The sequence below is a fragment of the Arenibacter nanhaiticus genome (assembly GCF_900141935.1).
Classification (GTDB): domain Bacteria; phylum Bacteroidota; class Bacteroidia; order Flavobacteriales; family Flavobacteriaceae; genus Arenibacter; species Arenibacter nanhaiticus.
Genome location: NZ_FQYX01000018.1, coordinates 35,176 through 62,107, shown reverse-complemented (window position 1 = coordinate 62,107; position 26,932 = coordinate 35,176). Strand labels below are relative to the sequence as shown.

21 protein-coding genes are annotated in these 26,932 nt (G+C 40.6%); 14 read left to right on the top strand and 7 right to left on the bottom strand.

Annotation, left to right across the window (positions count from 1 at the left end):
* Nucleotide 1: 1 nt before the first annotated feature.
* The 5 genes from BUA16_RS11635 to hutG all read left to right on the top strand — a co-directional run bounded on the left by BUA16_RS11635 (nt 2) and on the right by hutG (nt 6,063).
* On the top strand, nt 2-817 hold the full coding sequence (locus BUA16_RS11635) for a class I SAM-dependent methyltransferase (protein WP_178338874.1): 816 nt from the start codon (nt 2-4) through the stop codon (nt 815-817).
* 122 nt (nt 818-939) lie between these two features.
* Nucleotides 940-3,345, top strand: a complete 2,406-nt coding sequence (locus tag BUA16_RS11630) for a tetratricopeptide repeat protein (protein WP_072764918.1) — start codon at nt 940-942, stop codon at nt 3,343-3,345.
* Nucleotides 3,317-4,339, top strand: coding sequence for a glycosyltransferase family 2 protein (locus BUA16_RS11625; protein WP_084668490.1), 1,023 nt, complete (start codon nt 3,317-3,319; stop codon nt 4,337-4,339). Before BUA16_RS11630 ends, BUA16_RS11625 begins: the two co-directional genes overlap by 29 nt.
* 59 nt (nt 4,340-4,398) lie before the next feature.
* A complete protein-coding gene (tnpA, locus tag BUA16_RS11620; RefSeq protein ID WP_072764917.1) occupies nt 4,399-4,833 on the top strand; it encodes an IS200/IS605 family transposase in 435 nt (144 codons plus the stop codon).
* A 264-nt stretch (nt 4,834-5,097) separates the two neighbouring features.
* Nucleotides 5,098-6,063: a formimidoylglutamase gene (gene hutG / locus BUA16_RS11615; protein WP_072764947.1), complete on the top strand. Its 966-nt coding sequence runs from the start codon at nt 5,098-5,100 to the stop codon at nt 6,061-6,063.
* 129 nt (nt 6,064-6,192) lie between these two features.
* Here the strand turns inward: hutG and BUA16_RS11610 are convergent, their stop codons facing one another.
* The 4 genes from BUA16_RS11610 to BUA16_RS11595 form a co-directional block, all read right to left on the bottom strand.
* On the bottom strand, nt 6,193-7,350 hold the full coding sequence (locus BUA16_RS11610) for a homogentisate 1,2-dioxygenase (protein WP_072764916.1): 1,158 nt from the start codon (nt 7,348-7,350) through the stop codon (nt 6,193-6,195).
* Between the two features lie 515 nt (nt 7,351-7,865).
* Nucleotides 7,866-8,567: an NUDIX hydrolase gene (locus tag BUA16_RS11605; protein ID WP_072764915.1), complete on the bottom strand. Its 702-nt coding sequence runs from the start codon at nt 8,565-8,567 to the stop codon at nt 7,866-7,868.
* Nucleotides 8,568-8,714: 147 nt separating this feature from the next.
* Nucleotides 8,715-9,632, bottom strand: coding sequence for a universal stress protein (locus BUA16_RS11600; protein ID WP_072764946.1), 918 nt, complete (start codon nt 9,630-9,632; stop codon nt 8,715-8,717).
* Between the two features lie 157 nt (nt 9,633-9,789).
* The gene (locus tag BUA16_RS11595) at nt 9,790-10,476 is read right to left on the bottom strand and encodes a Crp/Fnr family transcriptional regulator (protein WP_072764914.1); all 687 of its coding nucleotides are present in this window, start codon (nt 10,474-10,476) and stop codon (nt 9,790-9,792) included.
* Nucleotides 10,477-10,593: 117 nt separating this feature from the next.
* Between BUA16_RS11595 and BUA16_RS11590 the strand changes: the two genes are divergently transcribed.
* Nucleotides 10,594-12,972, top strand: a complete 2,379-nt coding sequence (locus tag BUA16_RS11590; RefSeq protein WP_072764913.1) for a heavy metal translocating P-type ATPase — start codon at nt 10,594-10,596, stop codon at nt 12,970-12,972.
* A 650-nt stretch (nt 12,973-13,622) separates the two neighbouring features.
* Here the strand turns inward: BUA16_RS11590 and BUA16_RS11585 are convergent.
* Nucleotides 13,623-16,274 carry a DUF7133 domain-containing protein gene (locus BUA16_RS11585; RefSeq protein ID WP_072764912.1) on the bottom strand — a complete coding sequence of 884 codons (2,652 nt, stop codon included), beginning with the start codon at nt 16,272-16,274 and terminating at the stop codon, nt 13,623-13,625.
* 388 nt (nt 16,275-16,662) lie between these two features.
* Here BUA16_RS11585 and ccoS point away from each other — a divergent pair, with 388 nt between their 5' ends.
* The 8 genes from ccoS (at nt 16,663) to BUA16_RS11545 (ending at nt 24,492) form a co-directional block, all read left to right on the top strand.
* Entirely contained in the window at nt 16,663-16,878 is a 216-nt protein-coding gene (gene ccoS, locus BUA16_RS11580; protein ID WP_072764911.1) for a cbb3-type cytochrome oxidase assembly protein CcoS, read from the top strand.
* A gap of 3 nt (nt 16,879-16,881) precedes the next feature.
* Complete coding sequence (gene ccoN / locus BUA16_RS11575) at nt 16,882-19,080, top strand: cytochrome-c oxidase, cbb3-type subunit I (protein WP_072764910.1); 2,199 nt, start codon at nt 16,882-16,884, stop codon at nt 19,078-19,080.
* Between the two features lie 6 nt (nt 19,081-19,086).
* Nucleotides 19,087-19,272 carry a cytochrome C oxidase subunit IV gene (locus BUA16_RS11570; protein WP_072764909.1) on the top strand — a complete coding sequence of 62 codons (186 nt, stop codon included), beginning with the start codon at nt 19,087-19,089 and terminating at the stop codon, nt 19,270-19,272.
* Nucleotides 19,273-19,277: 5 nt separating this feature from the next.
* On the top strand, nt 19,278-20,156 hold the full coding sequence (locus BUA16_RS11565; RefSeq protein ID WP_072764908.1) for a cbb3-type cytochrome c oxidase N-terminal domain-containing protein: 879 nt from the start codon (nt 19,278-19,280) through the stop codon (nt 20,154-20,156).
* A 47-nt stretch (nt 20,157-20,203) separates the two neighbouring features.
* Nucleotides 20,204-21,613 (top strand): cytochrome c oxidase accessory protein CcoG, encoded by a 1,410-nt coding sequence (gene ccoG / locus BUA16_RS11560; RefSeq protein WP_072764907.1) that lies wholly within the window; start codon nt 20,204-20,206, stop codon nt 21,611-21,613.
* Between the two features lie 116 nt (nt 21,614-21,729).
* A complete protein-coding gene (locus tag BUA16_RS11555) occupies nt 21,730-22,176 on the top strand; it encodes a FixH family protein (protein ID WP_072764906.1) in 447 nt (148 codons plus the stop codon).
* Nucleotides 22,177-22,228: 52 nt separating this feature from the next.
* A complete protein-coding gene (locus tag BUA16_RS11550; protein ID WP_072764905.1) occupies nt 22,229-22,933 on the top strand; it encodes a sulfite exporter TauE/SafE family protein in 705 nt (234 codons plus the stop codon).
* 83 nt (nt 22,934-23,016) lie between these two features.
* Nucleotides 23,017-24,492, top strand: a complete 1,476-nt coding sequence (locus BUA16_RS11545) for a vanadium-dependent haloperoxidase (RefSeq protein WP_072764904.1) — start codon at nt 23,017-23,019, stop codon at nt 24,490-24,492.
* A 134-nt stretch (nt 24,493-24,626) separates the two neighbouring features.
* Here the strand turns inward: BUA16_RS11545 and BUA16_RS11540 are convergent, their stop codons facing one another.
* Together BUA16_RS11540 and hemN are read right to left on the bottom strand one after the other, a co-directional pair.
* Nucleotides 24,627-25,448: a universal stress protein gene (locus tag BUA16_RS11540; protein WP_072764903.1), complete on the bottom strand. Its 822-nt coding sequence runs from the start codon at nt 25,446-25,448 to the stop codon at nt 24,627-24,629.
* 85 nt (nt 25,449-25,533) lie between these two features.
* Nucleotides 25,534-26,895, bottom strand: a complete 1,362-nt coding sequence (gene hemN / locus BUA16_RS11535; protein ID WP_072764902.1) for an oxygen-independent coproporphyrinogen III oxidase — start codon at nt 26,893-26,895, stop codon at nt 25,534-25,536.
* Nucleotides 26,896-26,932 lie beyond the last annotated feature (37 nt).

Here is a 26,932-nt window from a genome sequence, read left to right as displayed (position 1 = left end):
ATTGAAATATCGCCTAAAGTTTAATGTATTTCAGTGCCCCGAATGTGATTTTCAATATTGTCCCGATGCAACTTTTAATAAAAGTTTTGTTTCTGATTTAAACGAGACAACAAGGGAGAAAGCATTGATCAATTTACGGAAGGAAAATTTTCACCGTATTCTTACCTCTATCAAACAGCATTCCCAACTCCATCAGCACGGTCTGGAAGTAGGCCCTGGATACGGATGGTTCCTTGAAGTTTGTAAGGACAACAATATTCGTTGCGAAGGTATAGAGCCAGAAACACGTTTTAACGAGCGCTACCAAAAAGAAGGACTCTCCGTAGATAACGGTTTTTTTCCACAGGATATCTCGTCCTCCAAAAAATACGATTTTATAGCCTATAATGATGTCATCGAACATTTACCCGAGCTGAAAGAAATCATGAAAGCAAATTATGCTATGCTCCATGAAAATGGACTTTTGATCATTAATGTTCCGATACAAGAAGGTTTAATTTATTTTATTTCCAGGCTTGCCTATCGTTTTGGGATAAAATCTTTATTAAATAGGATGTGGCAATTTAATTTTCACAGTCCCCATTTAAGCTACTTTAATAAGCAGACACTATTGAAGTTTTCAAAGGAGAACAATTTTAAGTTAGAGGATTCCTTTCCTTTAAAAACTATAAATCTATCAGAGATATCAGATAGAATAAAACAAGATAACAATCAAGGGGTTCTCATGCGCATAATCACAAAAGTTGGAGCAGTGGTGTTATTCCCTTTTTTACAGCTATTCCCAGACACCTACTGCTTTGTATTTCGAAAAGTGTAGTAACAATAAAAGGGGGAATCGTATACTATACTCGTCTATAATTCCGTTATGCTACTAATTTAAATTTTATAGGATTATTTGGTTCCTGTTAAAAAATGAAAATCTGTAAATCATAAAACACTATGATAAATCTATTTTCAAAGTTTACACATTCTATTTACCAGCTTAGCGGTTTTGACCGAAACCAGCAAAATACGTTTAAGCATCCAATTTTTATTTTACTTTCTTTCTTTTTGGTTGCCGTAATGCTCCTAGCATACTCCAATCATTTCTACAACGGATTTCATTTTGACGATAGCCATACCATAGAGGATAACCACGCCATTAAAGAGCTAAACGTTTCGGCATTTTTCAGGGATGTGACTACCTTTAGTTCCCTCCCCTCCAACCGATCTTACCGGCCCTATACCACCTTGGAAAATGCCCTCGATTATAAGATTGCCGGGGGCTTGCACCCCTTGGCCTTTCACATACATATCTTTAGTTTTTTCCTATTCACCTGTGCAGCCCTCCTACTTTTTGTAAAAAAATTATTAGACCGAATAGAATTCTCCAAATGCAATCAGTTTTGGGGACTGTTGGTGGCTGCCGTATTTGGACTATTATGTGCCAATGCAGAAACGGTCAATTATATCATCCAACGCTCGGAAATCATAGCCGGATTCTATATATTGTTGGGATTTACAGCCTTTTTAAGTGGTGGCAAATGGCGAAAATGGCACCTTTACTTAATTTTCCCGTTCATCGGTTTTTTCGCCAAGGAAATGGCCCTGGTCTTTTCTCCATTATTATTTTTATACTTTTTGATTTTTGAGGAAGAAGCAGACCTATTGCACTTTTACAGGCCCCAAGAATTTAAAAAAAGCCTGCGATCCTTTGTTAAGGTCTTCCCCTCTTTTATACTAACACTGGCTTTCTTAGTATTTTATTTTAGCATGCTACCGGACACTTTTGCCCCAGGGGGAGCAAACCGATATAATTATCTGATTACCCAACCATTGGTCCTGTGCCACTATATCCTAACCTATTTTATTCCCTATAATCTTTCTGCAGACACCGATTGGGTGGTCTTTGAATCTATTTTGGATTATCGGGCCATAGTGGGAATCATAATTATCTCCCTATTACTCTATTTGGCATTGAAAGCTTCTAAAAAAAGAGAAACCAAATTATTCTCTTTTGGGCTGCTTTGGTTCTTTATTGCCCTTTTACCTTCTTCCTCGATACTTCCGTTTGCCGAAGTTTTAAATGATCATCGGAGTTTTATTCCTTATATGGGATTGACCATAGCCTTTATTTTCGGTACCAAATTCGTCTTGGAAACCTACCTTCCTAGAATAATTGCAACTAAAAATGGACAGAACGCCTTGGTGTTTATGGGACTATTTTTTCTGTTTGCCAATGCCTATGGCGTTCACCAGCGCAATAAAGTGTGGAAAGATGAAGCTAGCCTCTGGTACGATGTTACCCAAAAAAGTCCAAAAAACGGGAGGGGACATATGAATTATGGGTTGGCTCTAATGGCCCAAGGCGATTATACCAATGCTGAATCTTCCTTTATGAAAGCCTTGGAATTAGCTCCCACCTACTCCAGTATTTACATCAATTTAGGGATTTTGAAAAATGCTACCGGAGATAAGGATAGGGCTACTGAATATTTTGAAAAAGCCCTGTCCCTGAACCAATCTAGCCATAAATCGCACTATTACTACGGCCGCTTCTTATTTCAACAAAATGAATTTGAAAAGGCCATAGAAAATCTTAAGAAGACCAACGATATTTCATCCAACTACATTAACACTCATGAATTAATTTTAAAATCGTACCATCATCTTGAAGATTGGGAGGGTATGAAAAGTTTTGCCAACAACATTTTAGAAACAAGCCCCAAGGACCACCTGGCGAATAAATACATCGCTATTGCAGCCAGTCAAAAATCTATACTCCAGGTGCTAGAAGCAGAAATAGCCAACTCTCCTAGCCCGGAAAAATATCTAAACCTGAGTTTAAAATTTTACAATGACGGCCTTTATGAGGACTGCCTCCGTGCTGCCAAAATGGCTCTGGAACTAAAAGCTGATTCCCCAGGAGCTTATAATAATATTGGGATTGCCAATTTTTATTTATTCAATTATGACGAGGCTATTGAAGCTTATGAAAAAGCATTGAAATTAAAGCCCGACTATCAGCTGGCTAAGAATAATTTAAAAAACGCTTTGGAAAGGAAAAATAGGTTGGCGATGACAACCGAAGGAATGGACAAAGTGGAATTATCAGAACATTATATAAACCTCAGTTATAGGTATTACAAGGAGGAGAATTATTTGAAGTGCATCGCAGCAGCAAAAAAATCGATTGCCATAGTCCCCAATGCCGCTGCCTATAATAATATATGTTCTGCCTATAACCAACTAAAACAATATCATAAAGCAATAAAGGCCTGTAAGGAAGCCTTAAAGCTTGTAACCGACCATAAGCTTGCAAACGGAAATTTAAATTATGCACTACAGCAACGAGAGAATCAATAATATAGGGATACAGATGGTAAAATCATCTAGGGATAACCAACATTATTTTTCTTATAAGATAGTGGTAGTAATCCCGTATTTCAACGCTTTTAAGGAGATTGCACGGGTTGTTTCCAAATTGCCAGACTATATCCATACGGTCATCATTGTAGATGATAAAAGTCCAATTCCCATACCAAAGGCGGCTATTGAGCAAATTATCAATCCCCAAACAACCCCCTGCTTTTTGGAGAATGACATAAATTTAGGCGTTGGCGGCGCTACAAAAAAAGGGTTCGAAAAGGCTATCGCTATCGGTGCAGACATCGTCATTAAGGTAGATGCCGATGATCAGATGGACTTAAATTATATCCCAGAATTGTTGTCTCCACTAATTTCACAGAACGCAACAGTCGCAAAAGGAAACCGGTTTAAAGATATGAAGGCCTTGCAAAAAATGCCCGTCATCCGTAGAATAGGAAACTTAGGTTTGTCCTTTCTTATCAAATCGGCCACGGGGTATTGGCATAATTTTGACCCTACCAATGGTTTCTTCGCCATAAAAACCGAAGTATTGAAAAAAATAGAATTCCCAAAACTTGCCAACCGTTACTACTTCGAAACCTCCTTATTGGCACAATTGTATTTTGAAAAGGCCAAAATAAAGGATGTTCCGATGCCCGCAATCTACGGAGATGAAAAATCGAGCATGAAAATTTGGCAAATGCCCTTTGTATTCAGTCTGCAACTATCAAAAACCTTTATAAAGAGAATTGTCAAAGAATACTTTTTATATGATTTTAATATCGGATCGGTATACCTATTATTTGGCGTCCCTCTTTTTATGTTTGGTCTCATTTTCGGAATATGGGAGTGGATTTACTACGCCTCTATCAATACCTTTGCCCCAACGGGGACTATTATGATTGTTACCTTATCTATTATTTTAGGGTTTCAACTCATCCTACAGGCCATTCAATATGATATTATAAATGCTCCTAAGTCCTCTAGATGAATCTGGAGGCTATTCAATTTAGCAGATAAACAATATTTTTTTTAAATTAAAAACCCACCATGCCATTTATCAAAACCTACATACATTTTGTATTTTCCACTAAAAACAGGGAGTCTTTTCTCCACTCCCATGATCTGAGAAAGCAGGTATGGAATCATATTAGGAAAAATGCCATAGAAAAAAATATATGTATCGACTTTATCAATGGCTATCCCGATCATTGTCATATCCTAATATCCCTTGGGACCGATCAAACAATTAGAAAAGTGATGCAACTGATAAAAGGAGAATCCTCCTTTTGGATAAATAAAAATAATTTGTGCAAAACAAAATTTGAGTGGCAAGAGGAATATTATGCGGCCTCAGTTTCGCATTCTATGCCCAACAGGGTCCGGAATTACATCAAAAATCAGGAAGAACACCATAGAACAAAATCCTTTCAGAAAGAATATTCGGAATTAATACAAAGTCCTCCAGATAAATCTAGCGGCTAATCGGATGAATCTGTAGCCAATTAACATTCAATTCCAGAATTCCATTAAAATATTAAATCTAGGGGGATTTCAATATTATTTGCCCTAAGCGTAGGCGATTATTGCTTATATTCAATTAAAAATTCAACGCCCTAATAGCAGCCACTTTTTTATAAAATGAGCATCACCAAGAACTGGTCCCAAATACCATTCCAGCTATGCGAATTACATGCTTGTACTGAACACAGCCGAAGTATGGCCGCTAATAACAATAAATATTTAAAAATGAAACACTATACCCCCACAAATCCTGAAAGATGGACCGGAAGAGCATCGGACCAAGCACAATATCTTCATGAAAAGGTAGCGCTCTGCAATCTGGAAAAAGAGGCCAACTTCCCTGATGCCGACCAAACCTTTGCCATTTTAGGATACGCCTGTGATGAAGGCGTTGGCAGAAACCAGGGAAGAACAGGAGCTGTCAAAGGCCCAGATGCCATCCGCCAACAATTAGCAAAGATGTCTAACCATTTAGGGGAAGAAATTGCCCTGTTAGATGTAGGGACCATTGGTTGCCCAGATGGTAATATGGAAGAGGCCCAATCGTCCCTTGCTAAAATGGTGTCCCAATTACTAGCCAAAAACACCTTCCCCATTCTTTTGGGCGGTGGTCATGATATTGCCTATGGTCATTATAACGGTATCAAAAAATTCTTGGCCGCAAAAGGCAAGAAAACCACCTTGGGCATTATCAATTTTGACGCCCATTTTGATCTTCGCTCCAACGAAAATGGCAATAATTCGGGTACCCCATTTTATCAAATTTCAAGAGATTGTAAACGAGACAATACCAAATTCAAATATATCTGCCTAGGCATTCGAAAAGATGCCAATATAAAAGCCCTATTCGATACGGCCAAGGAGCTTAATGTGTCCTATATAGAGCAGCAGCATTTTAACCTACACCACCTCAGCAATACCAAAAACAAACTAGAACGATTTATCAGAGGGGTCGATTATATTTACACAACCATTGATCTAGACGGATTCGCATCGGCCTACGCGCCCGGAGTGAGTGCGGCATCGCCCATGGGATTTTCTCCCGATATGGTCCTGGAGTGCTTGGAAAATATTATCGATTCCAAAAAAATGATCAGTTTGGATATTGCAGAAATGAATCCGAAATACGACCCAGACCATCAAACAGCAAAATTAGCCGCTTCATTAATCCATTTTGTAATGCATCAATAACAGCCAGGCATAATCCTAGGCCGTCACTCTAATCATAAAAATCTTTTAGAAAAACCTATAAGCAGCCCTGTTCATACCTCCGCCTAATCTAGGACAGGGCTATGAACAAGGGCATAAAGGCAACTTTGCCTACTCTAGCCAAGACTGGTAATATTTACCATCGTCTATATCCATGGCCGTTTGGGTAAGCTGTAGGGGTTTAAAAGTATCTACCATCACCGCCAATTCTTCGGTTTTGGTCTTTCCTATACTGGCCTCATAGGTCCCCGGATGCGGCCCGTGGGGAATTCCCGCCGGGTGCAGGGAAATATAGCCTTGATCTATATTTTTCCGGCTCATAAAATCGCCATCCACATAATAGAGCACCTCATCAGAATCTATATTAGAATGGTTATAGGGCGCGGGAATTGATTGCGGGTGATAGTCATACATACGAGGAACAAAGGAACATACCACAAAAGCCGAGGTCTCAAAAGTTTGATGTACCGGTGGCGGTTGATGCACCCTTCCCGTTATAGGTTCAAAATTGTGTATCGAAAATCCGTAGGGATAGTTATACCCGTCCCAGCCTACCACATCAAAGGGATGGGACGCATAGACCAGATGGTGCAATTGCCCTTGTTTTTTCACTTTTATGACAAAATCGCCCTGCTCATCATGGGTCTGCAAATTTTGCGGGAGCTTAAAATCGCGCTCACAAAAAGGGGAATGCTCCAAATGCTGCCCAAACCAATTCCTATAGCGTTTTGGGGTGTAAATAGGGTGATAGGATTCTGTTATAAAAAGCCGATTTTCATCGGTATCAAAGCTTATCTGATAAATCATACCTCTTGGAATTAAAAGGTAATCGCCGTATTCAAACCGTATTTCCCCAAGCATTGTCTTTAGGACACCGCTCCCCTTATGCACAAAAAGAAGCTCATCGGCATCGGCATTTTTATAAAAATAATCGGTCATAGACTCCTGTGGGGCGGCCAACACAATATGCACGTCGTTGTTGAACAAAACCGTTTTGCGGCTCTCCAAAAAATCCGCTTCTGGCTGTATATGGAACCCTTTGAGCAATCTAGATTTTATATTATGGGTTACCGCCGCCCTGGACCTAACATCTTCGCTCTCCCCCACCGCCTTTACCATGGTAGGACGGTGCAAATGGTACATGAGCGAAGACATACCATCAAAACCAATGGTACCAAACAGCTGTTCGTAATGAAGGCTCCCATCCTTCTTTTTAAAAATAGTATGTCTTTTAGACGGAATCTGTCCTAATTTATGATATACAGGCATAGCTGGCTTCCTTTATTGCTTCTTCAATAAATGTACGATAAAATAAGGTTTTGATAAAACATTACTATAAAATTGAGAATATAATAATGATAAAAAAGGTTAGAGCTTGTTTATGTTGAAGGAAGGTTATTTGGGCGTTCCCTCCTGCGTCGGGCGGGCCCTTGGCTATATCCCTTGCTTCGCTGCGGGGATGCCGCCGCGGTCCCTAACGCGGGGTTTCAATTAACATAGCGGGAAATGCAGCAATTTAAGTTCGAAATTAGGGGACAGGTGGGTGTTGGTTAGAGTTGCGGATGTATGTGAATCGTCTAAAAACAAAAAAAGCCTTCCATTATGGAAAGCCTTTCACTGGTTTATGTCGCACCAACTACAATTGGCTTCTTACGACAATACAACCTTGCCTTAATTTGCATTAAGACACAACACAACACGACAAAGATAAAAAAGCTTTTGGGATATCCCCCCTTTAAAGTTGCTTATTTAAATTATTTACCCACAAGTTTATCACCAATGGCTTAAAGGACAAAATTAAATCCGGACTCCTCTAAGTTTTTGTATTTATCATGATCAAAACGGTATAAGAAAGCTCCCTTTTTGGAAGATGTTTTATCTTTTTCATCCAATTTAATGAGCAATCCAAAGGACAGTAGTTTTTTTCTAAAATTCCGATCGTCCAATTTTCTTTGGTAAATGGCCTCGTAAAGGTTTTGTAATTGGGGAATGGTAAATTTTTCGGGCAACAGTTCAAAGCCCAAGGGTTTCCGTCTTGCTTTTTCCTTTAGCCTGTCCAAGGCATCGGAAATCATTTTATTATGGTCTAAAACCATCTCGGGAAGCTCGTCTACGGCAAACCATTTGGCACCATGCCGCTCTACTTGTTCCTTATCATATTCGTTAATACGGATCAGGGCATATTGCCCTATAGATATACAACGTGCCCCTGGATCGCGGTCTACATCGCTATAAGCCTTTAATTCCTTTAAAAAGATATTCTCCAATCCCGTAAACTGTAATAAAACGCGTCTTGCCGCTTCGGTAACACTTTCTTCTTCATCTACAAAACTCCCTATCAATGACCACTCGCCCATAAAAGGATTTATTCTTCGCTTAAAAACCAAAAGTTTTAATACCCCTTCATCAAAACCAAAAACAATACAATCAGTGGCCACTAATATTTTATGCTGTTCCGTATATGTCCTATTTACTTCCAATGCTATTCTTTAAAGGGTTGATACTACTAATGTATCAAAAAATAATATCACAAGCTTTACAGAACCCCATAAATAGGCATGATTTTTTTAAACGTACCCTGTAAACGAATTTATAGGACGCTCGTAGAATTCTGTTTTAAATTTTAAACGCTCCTAATTTTTAAGGGTTCGGGAAGGATTTTCGGAGGCTTCTTTATTAACAGAAAAGCAACTGGCATTCATTCCCAATTCTGGAATCACCAAAAGGGGAATTTGGGTATGAAAGGCCAATCTGTTTACAATAGGTTCGCGGGTCATTTTTTCCATATAGCTATGCGGATAATGAAGCATGGCCAATAAATGAATATCGAGTTCATTGGCAAAGACCTCCAAGGTTTTGGAAACCGAGTTCAGTTCGGAAACGGTGTGTACATAATGAGGCAGCTCTCCCAAATACTTCCGTAACATGCCCAAATTAAACTGCTGTACTTCGGTAAGGGCTTTTATTTCGTACTGTACATGAACGATCCTAATCGTTGCCTGGAAAGACCTTGCCATTTCTATCAATGGCCGTAGCTCCGACTCGGTATAAAACCTATTAAAATCTGTAGCAAAGGCTATTTCCGAAGGTCTTATAAATTTAAAATTGCTGGGAATGGCCAAGACCGGACAGTTTTTGATAGATTTTATCATCCGTACAATATTACTTCCCATAAAAACCTCTTCGAGTTGGCTAGCTCCCTTGGTTCCTGCTATAACCAAATCGATCTTCTTGGTTTCAATGATATTTTTTACCTCATCGACCAATAAATTAAAAGAAGAAATGGTCACGAAACTATGGTGCTCATTGTTGTACTTACTTTTTATTTTCCACACCAAATTCATCAATCCTTTTTCAGAATTGGCACGCACAATGTCCTTACTCATTTTTTCATGGTCTGATATGGCCATAAACCTACTATGGGCAATGGTGGGCGTATAGGTATTAAGGATATAGAAGACACACTTTTCTTCCTTATAGAGCGAGATTGCATATTTTATGGCATTCCAAGAATTATCAGAAAAATCTGTGGGCAGTAATATGTTTTTCAAAATATATTGTTTTAGCAAATGTTTAGACTTGACTCTAATAATGCTGTAAAACTAGAAGAAGTTGGGTCCTGAAACTATGACTTTAGTCAGGTTTTACTCCCCGGCCAGGGCATATTTCACATGAATTAAGAGCTTGCCATACAACGGTAAAAAAGTACTATATGGCTTCGGCCAAATTGTTTAAGGATTGGGGGTCTACAATCGCTACTTTTTTTCCAAAGGTTTTTATCAGTCCCTTTTTTTTGAATTCCGAAATAATCCTGATGACCGATTCGGAAGCGGTGCCAACGACATTGGCGATATCCTCACGCGATAAGGTGAGGGCCAGATAGCCGTTCTTATCCTCGCCGAAATTGTTTTTAAGATAAATAAAGGCCTCTGCGACCCGTTGTTTTACGGTTTTTTGGGACATATTGACGATTACATCGTCTGCTTCCTTTAAATCGTGTGCCATATGCCTAAGGACTTCCACTGCAAAATTAGGATTGGCATTAAGGGTATTAACAATAGCATTTTTGGGAATAAAGCAAGCTTCCATATCGTTTAAGGCCACGGCACTAAGGTTGGATATTTCTTCAACGATCACCGAGCGCTGCCCCAAGACCGCCCCTTTAGAGGCCAACTTTACAATTTGGTCTTTGCCGTTAGGACTTAATTTGGAAAGTTTGGATACCCCATTGCGCACACAAAACACTCCGTTGAGTTTCTCGTTCTCCTCAAAAATGGTTTCTCCCTTTTTAAACAATTTGGTTGTTTTTGTATCGGACACCTTTTTTAATTCTTCCTTGCTCATTGCACGTAGGGAATTAAACTGGCGAATGATACAATTTTCACATCTACTCATAGCTATAAATTTCGCTGATGGGACAAAATTAAAGGAAGCGCTTTCTTTAAAACCTGACGGTTGTCATGTTTTCTAAAAACCTTTGATGACATCTTTGCTACTTTAAATTTATATGGTATGGCTAAGACTTTGTGTTTTCATTGCGGGGACGATTGCGGCAACAGTCCAATTGCGCAGGAGGACAAACATTTTTGTTGTAATGGTTGTAAAACGGTCTATGATATTTTCGCTACCAATGACCTATCCTACTACTACGAATTGCAATCCGCTGCGGGGGCTACCCCAAAGGAAATAGCAGGGAAATACGATTTTTTGGAGTCCCAGCCCATCCTGGAAAAGCTATTGGAGTTCAATGATGGCACCCTACAGATTATAAACCTTTACATCCCCCACATTCATTGTAGTTCCTGTATTTGGATCTTGGAAAATTTAAACAAACTACACCCTGCCATTAACAGTTCTCAGGTCGATTTCCCCAAGAAAACGGTTCGCATTAGCTTTAATAAAACCAAGGCAAGTCTGAAAGAACTGGTGGTTTTGCTCTCGAGAATAGGGTATGAACCCTATATTTCCTTAGATGACATGGAGCCTCAAAAGAAGGGCGTCGACCGTAGTTTACTATACAAATTGGGAATTTCTGGCTTTGCCTTTGGCAATGTTATGTTCCTTTCTTTTCCCGAGTATTTTGAAGTAGGCGAATTTTGGCTTGAACAATATAAGGGCTTTTTTCGCTGGTTGATGTTTGCCTTTTCTTTGCCTGTGGTCTTCTATGCCGCCCAGGGTTATTTTAAGGCTGCCTACAAGGGCCTGCGCTCTAGAATCTTAAATATGGACGTCCCAATAGCTTTGGGGATTATAGTCTTGTTTTTGCGCAGTACCATGGAAATTATCTTTGATTTGGGCGCGGGTTTTTTTGATAGCCTTACCGGTCTGGTGTTCTTTCTATTATTGGGGAAGTTTTTTCAACAGAAAACCTATTCCTACCTTTCTTTTGAACGCGATTACAAATCCTACTTCCCAATAGCCGTCACCAAAATAACCAAAAACAACAAAGAAGTAAGTGTACAGGTATACGATATTAAGAAAGGCGACCGACTTCTTATCCGAAATGAGGAATTAATTCCGGTCGATGGGGTTGTACTTTCTGGAAATGCTAGAATCGATTACAGTTTTGTCACGGGAGAATCGGACCCGGTACATAAGTTTTCGGGCGATAAGGTATATGCCGGAGGCAAACAGTTACAAAGCGCCATTGAGATGGAAGCGTTAAAATCTGTTTCCCAAAGTTACCTGACGCAATTGTGGAGCAATGCCATTTTTGATAAGGACAAATCGACCGGCTTTGAGAACATTACCGATAGCATAGGCAAGCGCTTTACGATTACTGTTTTAAGTATTGCTGTTATAGCTACCTCCTTTTGGTTGGTTAAAGACCCCAGTAAGGCCATCAATGTTTTTACGGCGGTCCTTATTATTGCCTGTCCCTGTGCCATTGCCTTGGCAGCACCTTTTACCCTGGGGAACATGCTCCGTATATTTGGACGCAAGAAATTTTATTTAAAGGACACTCGAGCCATTGAGGAATTGGCAAAAATAGATACTGTTATTTTTGACAAAACCGGAACGATCACCGCTCCTAAAAAAAGTAATATTTGTTACGAAGGCATAGCCCTAACAGCAGCGGAAGAATCCCTTTTAAAAAACACCCTCCGGTCGTCAAACCATCCCTTGAGCCGCTCTCTGTATGATTTGCTCGATGCCCATGATATTATAACCTTGGACGATTATGAAGAAAACATTGGCCAGGGCCTTATGGGCACCAAGGCTCAGGACCGTATTAAAATAGGTTCTGCCCATTATGTGGGGCATACGGCAACCAACTCCTTAGAGACCACCTCGGTACATATCAGTGCCAACGACAGGTATAAGGGAAGTTTTCTTTTCCACAATGAGTATAGAAAAGGAATTTCAGAGCTCTTTAAGGAGATGTCCCGAACCTTGGATATTTCCATTTTATCGGGCGATAATGCCGGGGAAAGAGCTCGGTTAGAACAACTAACCCCAAAAGGCACCCCACTTTATTTTAACCAAAAACCCGATGATAAGATGGAATTTATCCGCGGGCTACAGGACAACCGTAAAAAGGTGCTGATGCTAGGCGACGGATTAAACGATGCCGGGGCCTTGGCACAAAGTGATGTAGGCATTGCCATTTCCGAAAATGTTAACGTTTTTTCGCCTGCCTGTGACGGAATTTTAGACGCCAAAAACTTAAGGCACTTGTACCAATATATTACCGCTTCTAAAAAAGCCATTCGTATTATACGACTTAGTTTTATGCTTTCGCTCATGTACAATGCCGTTGGCCTATACTTTGCGGTAACCGGACAGTTAGAAGCTGTTATAGCGGCGATATTAATGCCCCTAAGCTCTATCAGCATTGTCTTGTTTACCACGGTAGCCACCAATTTGTTGGCCAAAAAACTACCCTCGTAAAAGGCTCCCTAGGGCTAGAAAAAATCGTGGTGGTTGCGAATGGATAGACAAAGTACTTCGCGATCCTATGACTAAACCTCTATTGCCGTCCTATTCGGAAAGTAAACGCACTGCACAAAGCCACTTGCCGGTATTTAAAAGATAGGAGCTTTCAAAATTATTGCTGTCTTCCTATTCTTTTTAAAACGGGCACGAGCGCGACACTCCCGCTAGCGATGGAGACCGAAAACAATATTTAACAGCTACTAAAAACCAATAAAAAACTTCTTAGAAGGCAGGCAGGACTGTATTGTGGTTGTGGTTAAGAACACCCCTTTAGGAGGGGTGTCTTTAAACAATAATTCATAAAAACTGTTCGTCAATACTGAAATTAATGGCTCAAACCGGACAAGGCTCGTCAGGAAAATTCAACTTTTTTATGGTTAGTTGCTAATGGTTCACTGAAACAGCGTTAGGGATAGCGGCGGCATCCCCGCAGCGGAGCAAGGGATATAGCCAATAGCCCGCCCGACGAAGGAGGGAACGCCCTTATTATAATGATAAGGCTTCGCAGATTTATAAATTAGAACAGATAGGACAAAAAAAATCACCCGCCTTTCTAACCTAAGAAAAGCGGGTGATTTTATAAAATGTATTGGCTTAGGAAAGTCCTATTTCTGATTTTCCAAGAAGGCAATTAAAGAGGCTAATTCTTCGAAGCTCAAGGCATTCACCAATCCGGCAGGCATCATGGAAGTTTCCAATTCCTTCCTAGAAGCGATGTCCGATTTCTTTAATTTGGTTGGCACTCCAGCGATATTCGTGATCGTTAGATCGCTGGCAGATTCCTGGGTAATAAACCCTACATAGAAGTCGTCTGCCTTGGTCTCTATCTGTACGGTAGAGAAGCCTTGAGAAATAGACGCATTAGGTTTAATTATCGATTCGGCTATCTGCTCTCTGTTCATAATAGAACCAATCTGTCCCATAAACGGCCCTTTCATTGTCTCGCTACTCTTTAAGCTGTGGCAAGTAAAACAAGCTTGAGATTTAAATATGGCTTCTCCTTTAGAGGCATCGCCTTTCACCTCTTGAAGGGCTAACATAATATCTTCGATAGAAGATTCTCCTACCTGGCCTTTTTTGTTCTTGATTTTCTCAAGATCCATCACCGGTAAATCTACTTTTGGCGCTGACTGTTCAATCGTTCCAAAATCATCGATTCCCAAACGATATTTAACGTTTAGCTCAGAATAGAATAATTTTTCGTTATCACTAGCCTTCTCCCACTCGGCCATCATAAAATCGCGGATTTTAGCCGTCTCATCCCATTCTACAGTTTTGTAGTATGGACCATGGGTATCTGGACGGGTACTCCACCACCATGAAGTATCATAATCAGCTTCTTGGAAATAAAGTCGCGCAAGCGTATTCAACAACGCTCTTTTATACGTTGGATTTGTAGTGTTTTCGTAGGCGTTTATCAAGCCATCGACAGCTACAGGGCTATGCATGTATCTAAGTGTCCATAGGGCCAAATCTTTCCTATCCGTATCCAAGGCCTTCACAGCAGCATCTACAGCGTTTAAGCTTACCAAGGCTTTTACTGCCAAATGAGGTAGCACGATATCAGAATTCGGGGTGGCATGCGGACCTTCTGTATTTAATTCAGGTGCCACAAAAGAATCGGGAACGGCAACTTCTAATAAGTCATTGACAGCTTCTTGTCTTCCCAATCTGCCCAATCCTACGATAGCGGCAGCTTTTACACGGTCCGAACCAGATTTAAGTGCTTTTAAGAATGGTTCTACTGGAACATTCGCTATATTTTCTTTTCGGTCTGCCAAAGCTCTAAGGGCAAATTCCTGAACGGCCGCATCTTCGGTCAGCGCTACCAAACGCTCTATCCCTTCTACTCCGGTAAGTTGTGCAAAAGTAAAGATACTTGCTGTACGTACTTCTAGGGACAGGTCGGCATTCTTAGCCAATTTATAAACGGCATCGGCACCTTTCCCTCTTCTTAACAATTCGTATTGGGCGCTTTGTCTAGTCTTGGCATTCCCGGATTTTAACAAGGCAACCACATCATTGGTCCAGTAAATATCGGCTACATTTTCTAGTGGCTCATAATTGAAATCTTTAGGGGTTACCCTCACTACATACCCCTTGTCAGGACTACCAGAATATCCGGCACCATCCCAAGCAGAAAGGTACATGGCACCACCACCATCGACATCGACATCGGTAATTTGTGGCAATTGTATAAAATCTTCTACTTCCTGGGTAAAGCTAGCCTTGTCTTTGGTCACTCTGTGGAAATATAAATAGCTTCTTCCCCAATCGGCCATCATTGGCACATTGTTGTAATTCTCTGGCCAACGGTCATCGTTCATGTAAAGAGCCCCTGTTCCAGACCCTCCACCCAAATCGGCCAAAGCGGGAATAATTTCTTCCGTAAAGTGCTTGAACAACATAGGATACCCATATTCTGCCGATTGAATTTGGTGGGAGAAACGGATATTCCATCCTCCACCATCATTGGTGTTCCCTCTAACGAACATGTTCATGAACGGGTCGATAGCCACATCGTAAATATTACGAAGACCGTGGGTATACACTTCCATTCCTGTTCCATCGGGGCGTACTCGTACGATTCCACCACCTAACATGGTCAACTGTGTTCCTTCTGCATCGGTTGCATTGTGGAAACCAAAATCGCCCACAGCGATATAAATCCACCCATCAATACCCATTTGGATACCATTGGTAGCATGGTCTGTACCTCTTTCCTGTAGGTATTTGGAGTTACTGATGTTTTTGATCAGTACTTTCGCTGGTCCATCGGCCACCCCATCGTTATCGACATCCTCAAAAACAATCAAATCCATATTGTTGGCTTTTTTAGTTTCTTCGGTAAACGTAGTATGAAGCACAAACACCTGGTTCCCAATAGCCAAAATACCACGAGGGTTATCTACGCGGGCAAACTCAGTATATGAATCCATAATTCCGTCATGGTTACAATCTACCAAACGCTTAATGAATCCTTTTCCCATATCTTTTCCTAGGGACCCCATCATATCTACCCCAACAAACACTTCTCCTGTAGGCGATACTGCCATACATGCTGGACTAGGGTTCACATCGGGACCAGAAAAACCGGTTATTTTTAAATCATCGGGCCACTTAAGGACATTGGCAAGGGAATCGCCCGAAGGATAATTGATAGCAGTATCACTTGGAGTACACACCACTTCTTTTTTCTGCTGGCAACTGGCCAACAACAAACTTGTCAAAAATAAATAACCGGTTTTTCTAAACATTTTTTATTGCAATTTGTGAATTTAATTTAATTGGCAAAACGATAAAAAAAGCCAACCTACTAGGTTGATTTTTTTGTCAAAAGAGACAAATCTAATAATAATTCTAATAAATTATTGATAAAATTAACATTCTACCCCCCAAATTAACAGTGTTTTAGACATACCCCCCTTGAAATCGCGATAAAACACGTAAAAAATACGTTTATAAACGGATTTATTTTTTTTCTGCGATCCAAAAAATGCTGTTATCAGGAGAATATTGGTGGTTTTAGCATTGCATTATCTCCAAGGGGTGCCTCCTTTTTTTTGATCCAAAAATCGAAACCTGACAAATGTCATATTTTCCTAGAAATGGCCATGGTAGTTTTACCCCGAAATAAAAAAAAGGATGAGTGCTATTTATTTATTATTGACCTTAAGTATTATTGTGGCCATAGTTTTTTTTGCCGCTTTTTTGCTCTCCGTAAAAAACGGACAATACGATGACGCCTACACTCCATCGGTCCGCATGCTTTTTGAAGATGAATTAGTTGTTAATCCCGACAAAAAGCTACCAACACCCAAAAACAAATCAATCCAAATAAAAGAAAGTCAAAAATTGTAATTTATGGAAGTACAGCAGTTTTATTACGATAATAAGATCGTAAAAAAGTTCCTCTATGCAACAATGTTCTGGGGAATTATAGGAATGTCGGTAGGCTTGCTGCTTGCCTTTATGTTTCTATTTCCAAATATCACCGATGGTATTTCATGGTTAAGTTTTGGTCGTCTTAGGCCCTTGCATACCAATGCCGTAATTTTTGCTTTCATCGGAAATGCCATTTTTGCCGGGGTATATTATTCTACTCAGCGCTTGTTAAAGGCAAGAATGTTCAGTGATGCCCTGAGCAACTTTAATTTTTGGGGCTGGCAGGCCATTATTGTTGCCGCGGCCATTACCCTACCTCTTGGTTATACCTCTTCCAAGGAGTACGCAGAACTAGAATGGCCTATAGACATTGCTATTACTGTGGTTTGGGTAGCCTTTGGCTGGAACCTTATTGGTACCATGTTAAGGAGGAGACAGCGACATTTATATGTCGCCATTTGGTTTTACCTGGCTACTTTTGTCACGGTAGCGGTACTTCACATCTTTAATAGCTTGTCCTTACCGGTAAGTGCTTTTAAAAGTTACTCTGTGTATGCCGGGGTACAAGATGCTTTGGTACAATGGTGGTACGGCCATAATGCGGTCGCATTTTTCCTTACCACGCCGTTCTTGGGCCTGATGTACTATTTTGTTCCTAAAGCGGCCAACAGACCTATATATTCTTATCGTTTATCTATTGTACACTTTTGGTCCTTGATTTTTATTTATATCTGGGCCGGACCGCATCATTTATTGTATTCTTCTTTACCGGATTGGGCGCAAAACTTAGGCGTAGCGTTTTCTATTATGCTGCTTGCTCCGTCTTGGGGAGGGATGATCAACGGTTTATTGACCCTGCGGGGCGCATGGGACAAAGTGCGGACCGATCCTGTTTTAAAATTTATGGTAGTTGCGATTACCGGTTATGGAATGGCCACTTTTGAAGGCCCTATGCTTTCTCTTAAAAACGTGAACGCGATTGCGCATTTCAGTGATTGGATTATTGCCCACGTACACGTTGGGGCTTTGGCATGGAACGGCTTTATGACCTTTGGAATGATCTATTGGTTGGTTCCGAAAATGTTTAAGACAAAAATGTATTCTACCGCACTTTCCAATTTTCACTTTTGGATAGGCACCCTAGGGATTATTTTATACGCCTTGCCTATGTACGTTGCCGGGTTTATGCAGGCTCTTATGTGGAAGGAATTTAATCCGGACGGCACCTTGGTTTATGGAAACTTTTTAGAAACCGTTACCGAAATAATACCTATGTACTGGATGCGTGCCATTGGAGGAAGCATGTATATTCTTGGGGCTATCGTGATGATCTATAACGTGGCCCTGACCATAAAAAAGGGGACTAAAGTAGCGGACGAATTGGCAGAAGCTCCTGCCTTGACCAGGGTATCCAAGAAAAGAACGGCCGGAGAAACTTGGCATACTTGGATAGAACGTAAGCCTATTCAATTGACCATTTTTGCAACCATTGCTATATTAATAGGCGGGGTCATACAAATTGTTCCGACCATCTTGGTAAAATCGAACATTCCGACCATTACCAGTGTAAAGCCATATACTCCATTAGAATTAGAGGGCAGGGATTTATATATCCGTGAGGGTTGTGTTGGTTGTCACTCACAAATGGTTAGACCTTTTAGAAGCGAGGTAGAACGTTACGGAGAGTACTCCAAGGCCGGAGAATTTGTATACGACCATCCTTTTTTATGGGGTAGCAAACGTACAGGTCCCGATTTATTAAGGGTCGGCGGAAAGTATTCGGACAACTGGCACCTAAACCATATGTACGACCCACAGAGTACCTCCTCTGGATCTATAATGCCGGCCTACCAATGGTTGGTGCACAACGAACACGACCGCAGTAATATTCAAGGAAAAATGGAAGCCATGGTTAACCTTGGGGTTCCTTATACCGAAGAAGAAATTGCCAATGCCGAAAATTGGATGGACGAACAGGCTACCCAGATCGAAAAGAACCTGTATGCCGATCCAGATTTTGCCAAAACATACGAGGCCGACAAAAAATATGCCCTTGAGAACGGGGAGGAATTTGTAGAAATGAGAAATAGGGAGATCGTATCCCTGATCGCCTACCTACAGCGTTTGGGAACGGATATCAAAATAAAAGAAACCGACGAAATAATCTCACAAAACTAACAGACTATGCTAAAGTTCATTAAAAATCATATGGAGAGCATTGAAGGGATAGCAACCTATCCGATGATCTCATTATTAATCTTCTTTGTTTTTTTTACAGTCCTTTTTTGGTGGGTGTTTACTGCTTCTAAACAGCATATTTCTGAAGTAAGTGCCATTCCACTAGAAGATGATAATAACCCATTAAACTAATACAGATGAAAAATAATATGCCATGGTGGATTAGAATTCCCGTAATCTTCTTCCTCATCTTTGGACTGATGGAATTCGCGATTGAATCTGGAGACCAACCTGCCTTTATCGCCTATCCAATAACCTTGTTTTTTTTATTGTTCGTATTATTTCTTCTCATCGCGATAGAATTAATCCTACGATCCATAGAGAATGTCATGTACCACACCCTCTCTAAAGAGGCTCAGCAACGGTATTTGGCCAATAGTTCCAAACCCTACCAATGGGGCTGGGCAAAACGTTTATTGGCTAAAATGACCGGTAACAAACCAGTGGAAGAAGAAGCAGAGATAATTTTAGACCATAATTACGACGGTATTAAAGAATTGGACAACAACCTTCCGCCATGGTGGGTATATATGTTCTATGCCTCCATCATTTTTGGTATTGTTTATATGGCCAGGTATCACATCTTCAACGGTGACAATCAGGACGTAGAATACGAAAAAGAAGTCGCTGCTGCCCAAATCGATATCGCCGAGTACAAGAAAAATGCCAAGGGGTTGGTCGACGCTTCTACCGTAGAAGTATTAACCGAAGCTTCGGATCTTAAGGCTGGAGAGGCTATCTACCAATCGAATTGCGTGGCCTGCCATATGGCCGATGGCGGTGGTGGAATAGGTCCTAACCTTACCGATGACCATTGGATTATAGGGGGCGGAATCAAAAATATTTTTAGCACTATTTCCGAAGGCGGTAGGGCCGGAAAAGGAATGATCGCCTGGAAACAGAGCTTAAAACCATTGGAAATAGCACAAGTAGCGAGTTATGTATACGCCCTTCATGGTCAAACGCCGGCAAACCCCAAAGATCCAGAAGGAGAAATTTGGACCGAAGAACCATAAATAAAGAGTATTTAAAAGCACGTTTAGCAGCGCGATAACAACTAGCCATGGAAGAAAATTTTAGGGACTCAATAGGAACGATCAATAAGGAGGGAAAAAGAGCTTGGGTTTTTCCCAAAAAGCCAAGCGGCCCACTGTACGAGTATCGAAAATATGTTAGTTATGCGTTATTGCTTTTTCTACTGGCCTCTCCGTTTATAAAAATAAATGGCAATCAATTTTTAATGTTCAACGTTTTAGAAAGACGTTTTAACATCTTTGGCCTGCCGTTTTGGCCACAGGACTTCTACCTCTTTGTGCTTTCTATGATCATAGGGGTTGTTTTTATAGCGCTGTTCACCGTAGCTTTTGGAAGAATTTTTTGCGGATGGCTATGTCCTCAAACCATCTTTATGGAGATGGTCTTTAGACGTGTTGAATATTGGATAGATGGCGACCGAGGAGCACAAAAACGATTGGATAGACAGGGGTGGAATGCCGAAAAAATCAAAAAAAGAGCCCTAAAATGGACCGTTTTCTTTTTCATTTCGTTCCTAATAGCCAATGTTTTCCTAGCGTACCTTATTGGAAGCGATAGGTTGTTACTATATATAAGCCAGGGACCGTTTCAGCATATAAGCACCTTGGTGTCCCTATTGATATTTACCGCAGTATTCTTTTTTGTTTTTGCCTGGTTTCGCGAACAGGTCTGTATCATTGCCTGTCCCTATGGAAGAATGCAAGGAGTATTGCTCGACAACAAATCTATCGTCGTTGCCTATGACCACAAACGTGGAGAAGGTAAGAATGGTCGCAAGAAATTTAAAAAAGGAGAAGACAGACAGGCCCTTGGCCATGGCGATTGTATCGATTGTTTCCAATGTGTCAACGTATGTCCTACCGGGATTGATATTAGAAACGGAACTCAATTAGAGTGTGTTAACTGCACCGCTTGTATAGATGAATGTGATACCATCATGGAGAACGTTCATTTACCAAAAGGGTTAATTAGGTACGCCAGTGAGGAAAACATAGAGAAGAAAACGCCCTTTACATTTACCCCTAGATTAAAAGGATACAGTGCTGTACTGCTTATACTGACAGGAATTTTAGCGGGAATGCTTTTTTTAAGGAACGATCTGGAAGCTAATATTCTTCGCCTACCAGGCCAATTGTACGAGCATAAAGAAAATAACATTATCAGTAATGTGTTCACCTATAAATTACTGAATAAAACCACCAGAACTATTGACGATGTTAGTTTTAAACTACTTTCCCACAATGGAAAGATAGAAGTGGTTACCCATGAAAATTTTAATGTACCGGCCCAAGGGCTTTCTGAAGGAACCCTATTTATAGAAATAAACAATTCGGCCTTAAATGGCGACAAGGACAAGCTTAGGATAGGCGTGTACAGTGGTGAGGATTTAATTGAAACTACCACGGCCCGGTTTTTGGCACCGAGAAGTTATAAGTAATGTTTTGACACATCTTAGCCCCCCTATTTAAAGGATCGCATAAAGAGGTGACAAATAATATAGCAACATAAAACAAACACAGGGAGTATTTAAAACCTCCCAATAAAACAAAGACGATGAAAATTAATTGGGGAACATCCATAGTACTGGCATTTATAGCATTTATAAGTTTCATCTTATTTTTTGTAGTACGCATGAGCATGGACGATAGGACCAACCACGATTTGGTCACCGAGGAATATTACAAGACCGAACTTGGGTTCCAAAAAGAGATCGATGCCGAAAACAATGCCAATAAGCATAAACAAACCATAAGAATTGTAAAAACGACCGAAGGTCTTTTGTTACAATTCCCCAACACTATAAACCCTTCGGAGGTCACGGGAAAGGTTTTTCTGTACCGGCCTTCTAACAAGCATTTAGATTATAATTTCCCTTTACGTTTATCCGAGGCAAAAGTACTCATCCCCAACAAGCGAATGGTAGAGGGACGGTGGGATATTAAAATTGCTTGGGAGCATAAAGGAGAAGTATTTATGCACAAGGAAAAAATAACCTACTGATGTTTAAAACGCTATTTATTTTGGGTTTTTCCCGTCTCTTTTAATTACAACTATGTTATTACCTGCTTTCATACTGGGCTTAATGGGGAGTTTCCACTGTGTCGGAATGTGTGGCCCCATTGCTTTTATGCTTCCGGTAGATCGCCAAGACCCCTTTAAAAAATTCCTTCAAGTATTTTTATACCACTTTGGAAGACTAACTGCCTATAGCTTTTTAGGATTGGTCTTTGGGCTATTGGGAAAAGGTGTCTATATTTTTGGGCAACAACAAAAGCTATCGATTATCATAGGTGTGTTAATGATAATTGTGGTACTACTCCCCTACAAGACCTTCAATAAGTATAATTTTTCCAAACCGATCTACGGGCTTTTGGCCAACTTAAAAACCAACCTAGGCCAAGCGCTAAAAAAGAAAACCCTAGACACCTTTTTTACCATAGGTTTCTTAAATGGCTTTCTTCCTTGTGGCATGGTATACATGGCTATATTCGGTGCTATTGGGATGGGAAACCCATGGCTGGGGACGCTTTTTATGTTCCTTTTTGGCGTGGGAACCATTCCCTTAATGACGGCAGCCATCTATTTTAGCAACCTACTAAAGGGGAGTGCCAAAAGAAATATACAGCGATTAATTCCTGTATTTGTCGTCCTTGTCGGCATCCTTTTTATTCTAAGAGGCCTAGGGTTGGGGATCCCCTATATTTCTCCCGAACCAGTGCGACAAATAATTTCCAGTACTCTGGAATGCCACACTTAAAATATTTCACAAAAACCTTCTTTTCCAGTTTTGCACAATCCCATATATTTACATTTTGTTAACATTTATTCTTTATATAACCAATGACAAATAAATTATTAGTACTCTGCAGTGCACTATTTATTATGTTGAGCTGCAAAAACTACCCAAAAACGGAAAGTTCCCTTGAACCTGTAGGGGCCGAAAACCTTGCCTATAAATGGGGAGAAATAGCTCTAACGGCCACCGCCAATGATACGGAAAGATTTAAGCCAAGACCTACAGTAACTTCGCGTTATTTGGGACTTATTTTTATTTCTATTTTCGACGCTTGGTCTGTCTATGACGATACTGCGGTTCCCGTATACTTAAAGGACGTAAAAAGGCAGGCTGAATCTGAGCGGACTTTAAAACAAAAGGAAATAGCAATCAGTTATGCCGCTTTCCGAACTTTGAGCGAATACTACTATTCGGACCAGGATTTATTCCGAAGCTTTATGGTAGAATTAGGGCTGGACCCCGATAATACTTCCTTAGACCCCAAAACACCCGAAGGTATTGGCAACCTTGCCGCGAAAGCAGTAATAGAGGCTCGAAAATTTGATGGATCCAACCAACATGGAGAAGAGCCAGGGTCTGATGGCACCCCTTATTACGATTATTCGAACTACCAACCTATAAACAGCCCAGATGTTAATGTGGATATAGATCGCTGGCAGCCAAAATATTTCTCCGATGGCAAGGGCGGTAAATTTGCCCCTAGTTGTTTAACTCCCTTTTGGAACAAGGTACAACCAATTGCCCTTCAATCAGCGGATCAGTTTAGACCTGGCCCACCACCACTAGTGGGTTCTGAACAAATGGAAAAAGAGGTGAAAGAAGTCATCAGCCTTCAGACAAACCTAAGTCCAGAAGAAAAAGCCCTGGTAGAGTTTATGAGAGACGGTCCCCAATCTGTTCAACAAGCGGGACATTGGCTTAAGTTTGCCCAAGACGTTTCTAGAAGGGACGCCAACACTTTGGACATGGACGTAAAAATGTATTTCCTGACACAAATAACGGCCATGGATGCCTTTATTGCTTCTTGGGACGCTAAAATGTATTATGATTCGGCCAGGCCATATGCCTTGGTACATGCGTATTACCCCGATATGGTCATTAATGGCTGGAAAGGCCGCGAGCAAGGGTGGGGAGAACTTAAGGGAAGCGAATGGCAGCCCTATTCGCCCGAAGAATTTCTTTGTCCTCCCTTTCCCAGTTATGTCTCCGGTCATAGTACTATTAGCGGCGGGTGTGCAGAAGCCTTACGATTATTTACGGGGGACGATTTCTTCGGAGAAGAAGTACAGCTAGTTCCTGGGGCACTTACCGAACCCGAAAATGTCGGAGATACCGTAACCATTAAATTCCCTAGTTTTACCGAAACCGCTAATTTGGCGGGTATATCGAGAGTGATGGGAGGTTACCATATTCAGGCAGACAATGTGGCCGGCCTGCAACTCGGAAGGGATGTAGCCCATCAAGCCTGGAAGTTTTACCTAAACCATATTGGAAAAACCGACCCCAAAAACCCTCTTTAATTTGTTCAAAAAATAAAAGCCAATTATTTTTTGGTTTTATACATCACAAAAAAAGCCTCGTCAGGAAGTTGTTTTCCTAAGGAGGCTTTTTATCTTATCAGGATTAAACCCTGCTTTCATTAGCGGTTATTTTGCTATATTTTAAAAGTGATTACCGGTATTTTTGAATGGTTCACAACATCTTCACCAATACTGCCCATAAAGAAGTGGGTTAACCCTTTTCTCCCATGGGTAGGCATTCCTATTAGATCTGCATTGATGCTATTACTGAAGTTATGAATTCCCCTTTCTACACTATAATCATTATAAATCTCTACTTTTAGTCCAGACGAGGCCTTTTGTAAAAACTTAGATATTCTGGTATAGGCATCGGATGTGCTTAAAAAATTGTCTCCCGGGGTATTTATAAACACCAAAAACAGGCTTGCAGAAAGTTTATCGGTGAATTCTATTGCCTTTTGGAAGGCCTCTATATTTTCTTCCTTGAAATCACAGGCAAAAACAACACGCTTTACGTCAAAGTCCTCAATTTCGTCCTTAATGACCAATACGGGAATTTCGGAGTTTCTAACCATTTTTTCAGCGTTAGAACCTACAAATATTTCCTTAATTCCGTCGGTCCCATGAGACCCCATTACTATTAAATCGACATTATGCTTTTCGACTACTTCATTGACCTCACTATACACTTTGTGATGCTTGACGATAGGGGTGATTTTTAGTCCCTTCAAATATGGTTTGTTTAAAAAAGCAGCAAACTTCTTTTCTGCCAATTTAATTAAAAAAGTAGCATGCTCGTATTGGGCATGTTCATTATAAGTCATCAGGGCGGCCGACAATTCTAACATGTGCAGCACAAAGATTTCCGAACCTTTTTTTCTAGCTAAGGAAGCTGCCGCTTTTAACGCAATTTCTGATTGTTTTGAAAAATCTACCGGTACAATAATTTTTTTCATCTTATTATATTTTTACGTTTACTACTATCCATCTCTTATAAAACGCTGCCCCTTGCTATTATGTTGTTTTTCTCAGCTCCGAGAATTAAATAGTCATGGAAAACAATCTGGTATTGGGTTCCTTTCTATGCAATAAAAGATCGAAGGCCATGGCTATATTCCGTACAAACGGCCTTCCTTTATCCGTTACCGACACCCCTGTATCTGACAGAGTCACCAAACCATCCAGAGACATTTCCCTAAGTTTTTCCTTTATCAGTGGCAATTCAGCTAAAATTTCGGGTTCCCTGCCCCAGTTTGTTTTGAAGGTACACATTATATCCAAAATATGTTTTCTGATGATTTTATCCTCCTCCGACAACATGTGTCCTCTATAAATAGGTATAATATTATTATCGATCAGGTGGCCATACTCTTCCAAGCTTTTTACATTTTGGGCAAACCCAGACCAGCTATCGCTAATGGCAGATACGCCTAAGCCCAACATCAATTGAGTTTTTGAAGCCGTATACCCCATAAAGTTCCGGTGTAAGCTACCTTTTTCCATGGCCTTATAAAGGCTGTCTTCTGTTACTGCAAAGTGATCCATTCCTATTTCCCGATATCCTACTTCCACCAGTAATTCTTTCCCTTTTTCATATTGGATGCGTTTCTCTTCTGCTGTTGGCAAATCTGCATCCTGGTATCCTCTTTGACCATTCCCCTTTAACCAAGGCACATGGGCATAGCTATAGAAGGCCAATCGGTCTGGTTTTAATTCCTTTGTTTTTAATATGGTGTGGGCTACATCTGCTACATTTTGGAATGGCAAACCGAAAATAATATCATGGCTTACCGAAGTATAGCCAATTTCTCGTGCCCATTGCGTCACTTTTTGCACATTTTCAAAAGGCTGAATCCTGTGAATGGCCTTTTGCACTTTCCCATTATAATCTTGCACCCCATAACTCACGCGCCTAAAGCCCAGATCGAATAAGGTCTGTAAATGCTCCTTAGTCGTATTATTAGGATGTCCTTCAAAACTAAACTCATAGCCCTCTGCCCTTTCGGCACCCTTAAAAATTCCTTTGATCAATCGCGTTAAATTTTCTGGCGAAAAGAAGGTCGGGGTACCGCCTCCTAAATGCAGTTCCTTTATTTTTGGTTTGTTAGGGAATAGATTACAGTACAGTTCCCATTCTTTTAACACATGGGATATATATGGGTTTTCTACTTCGTGCCGCTTCGTTATCCGTTTATGGCAACCACAAAAAGTACACAGGCTTTCACAGAAAGGCAAATGGATGTAAAGACTAATCCCCTCTTTTTCGTTGGTTTCATTAAAACTTTCTCGTACGCTCGTTTTCCAATCTTGACCGGAGAAAGTATTCAAATTCCAATAGGGAACGGTAGGGTAACTGGTGTAACGAGGTCCGGGAACATTATACTTTTGTACTAGGTTGCGCATATCTTATTTTTAGTTCCCAACAAATTTACCGCAGCAG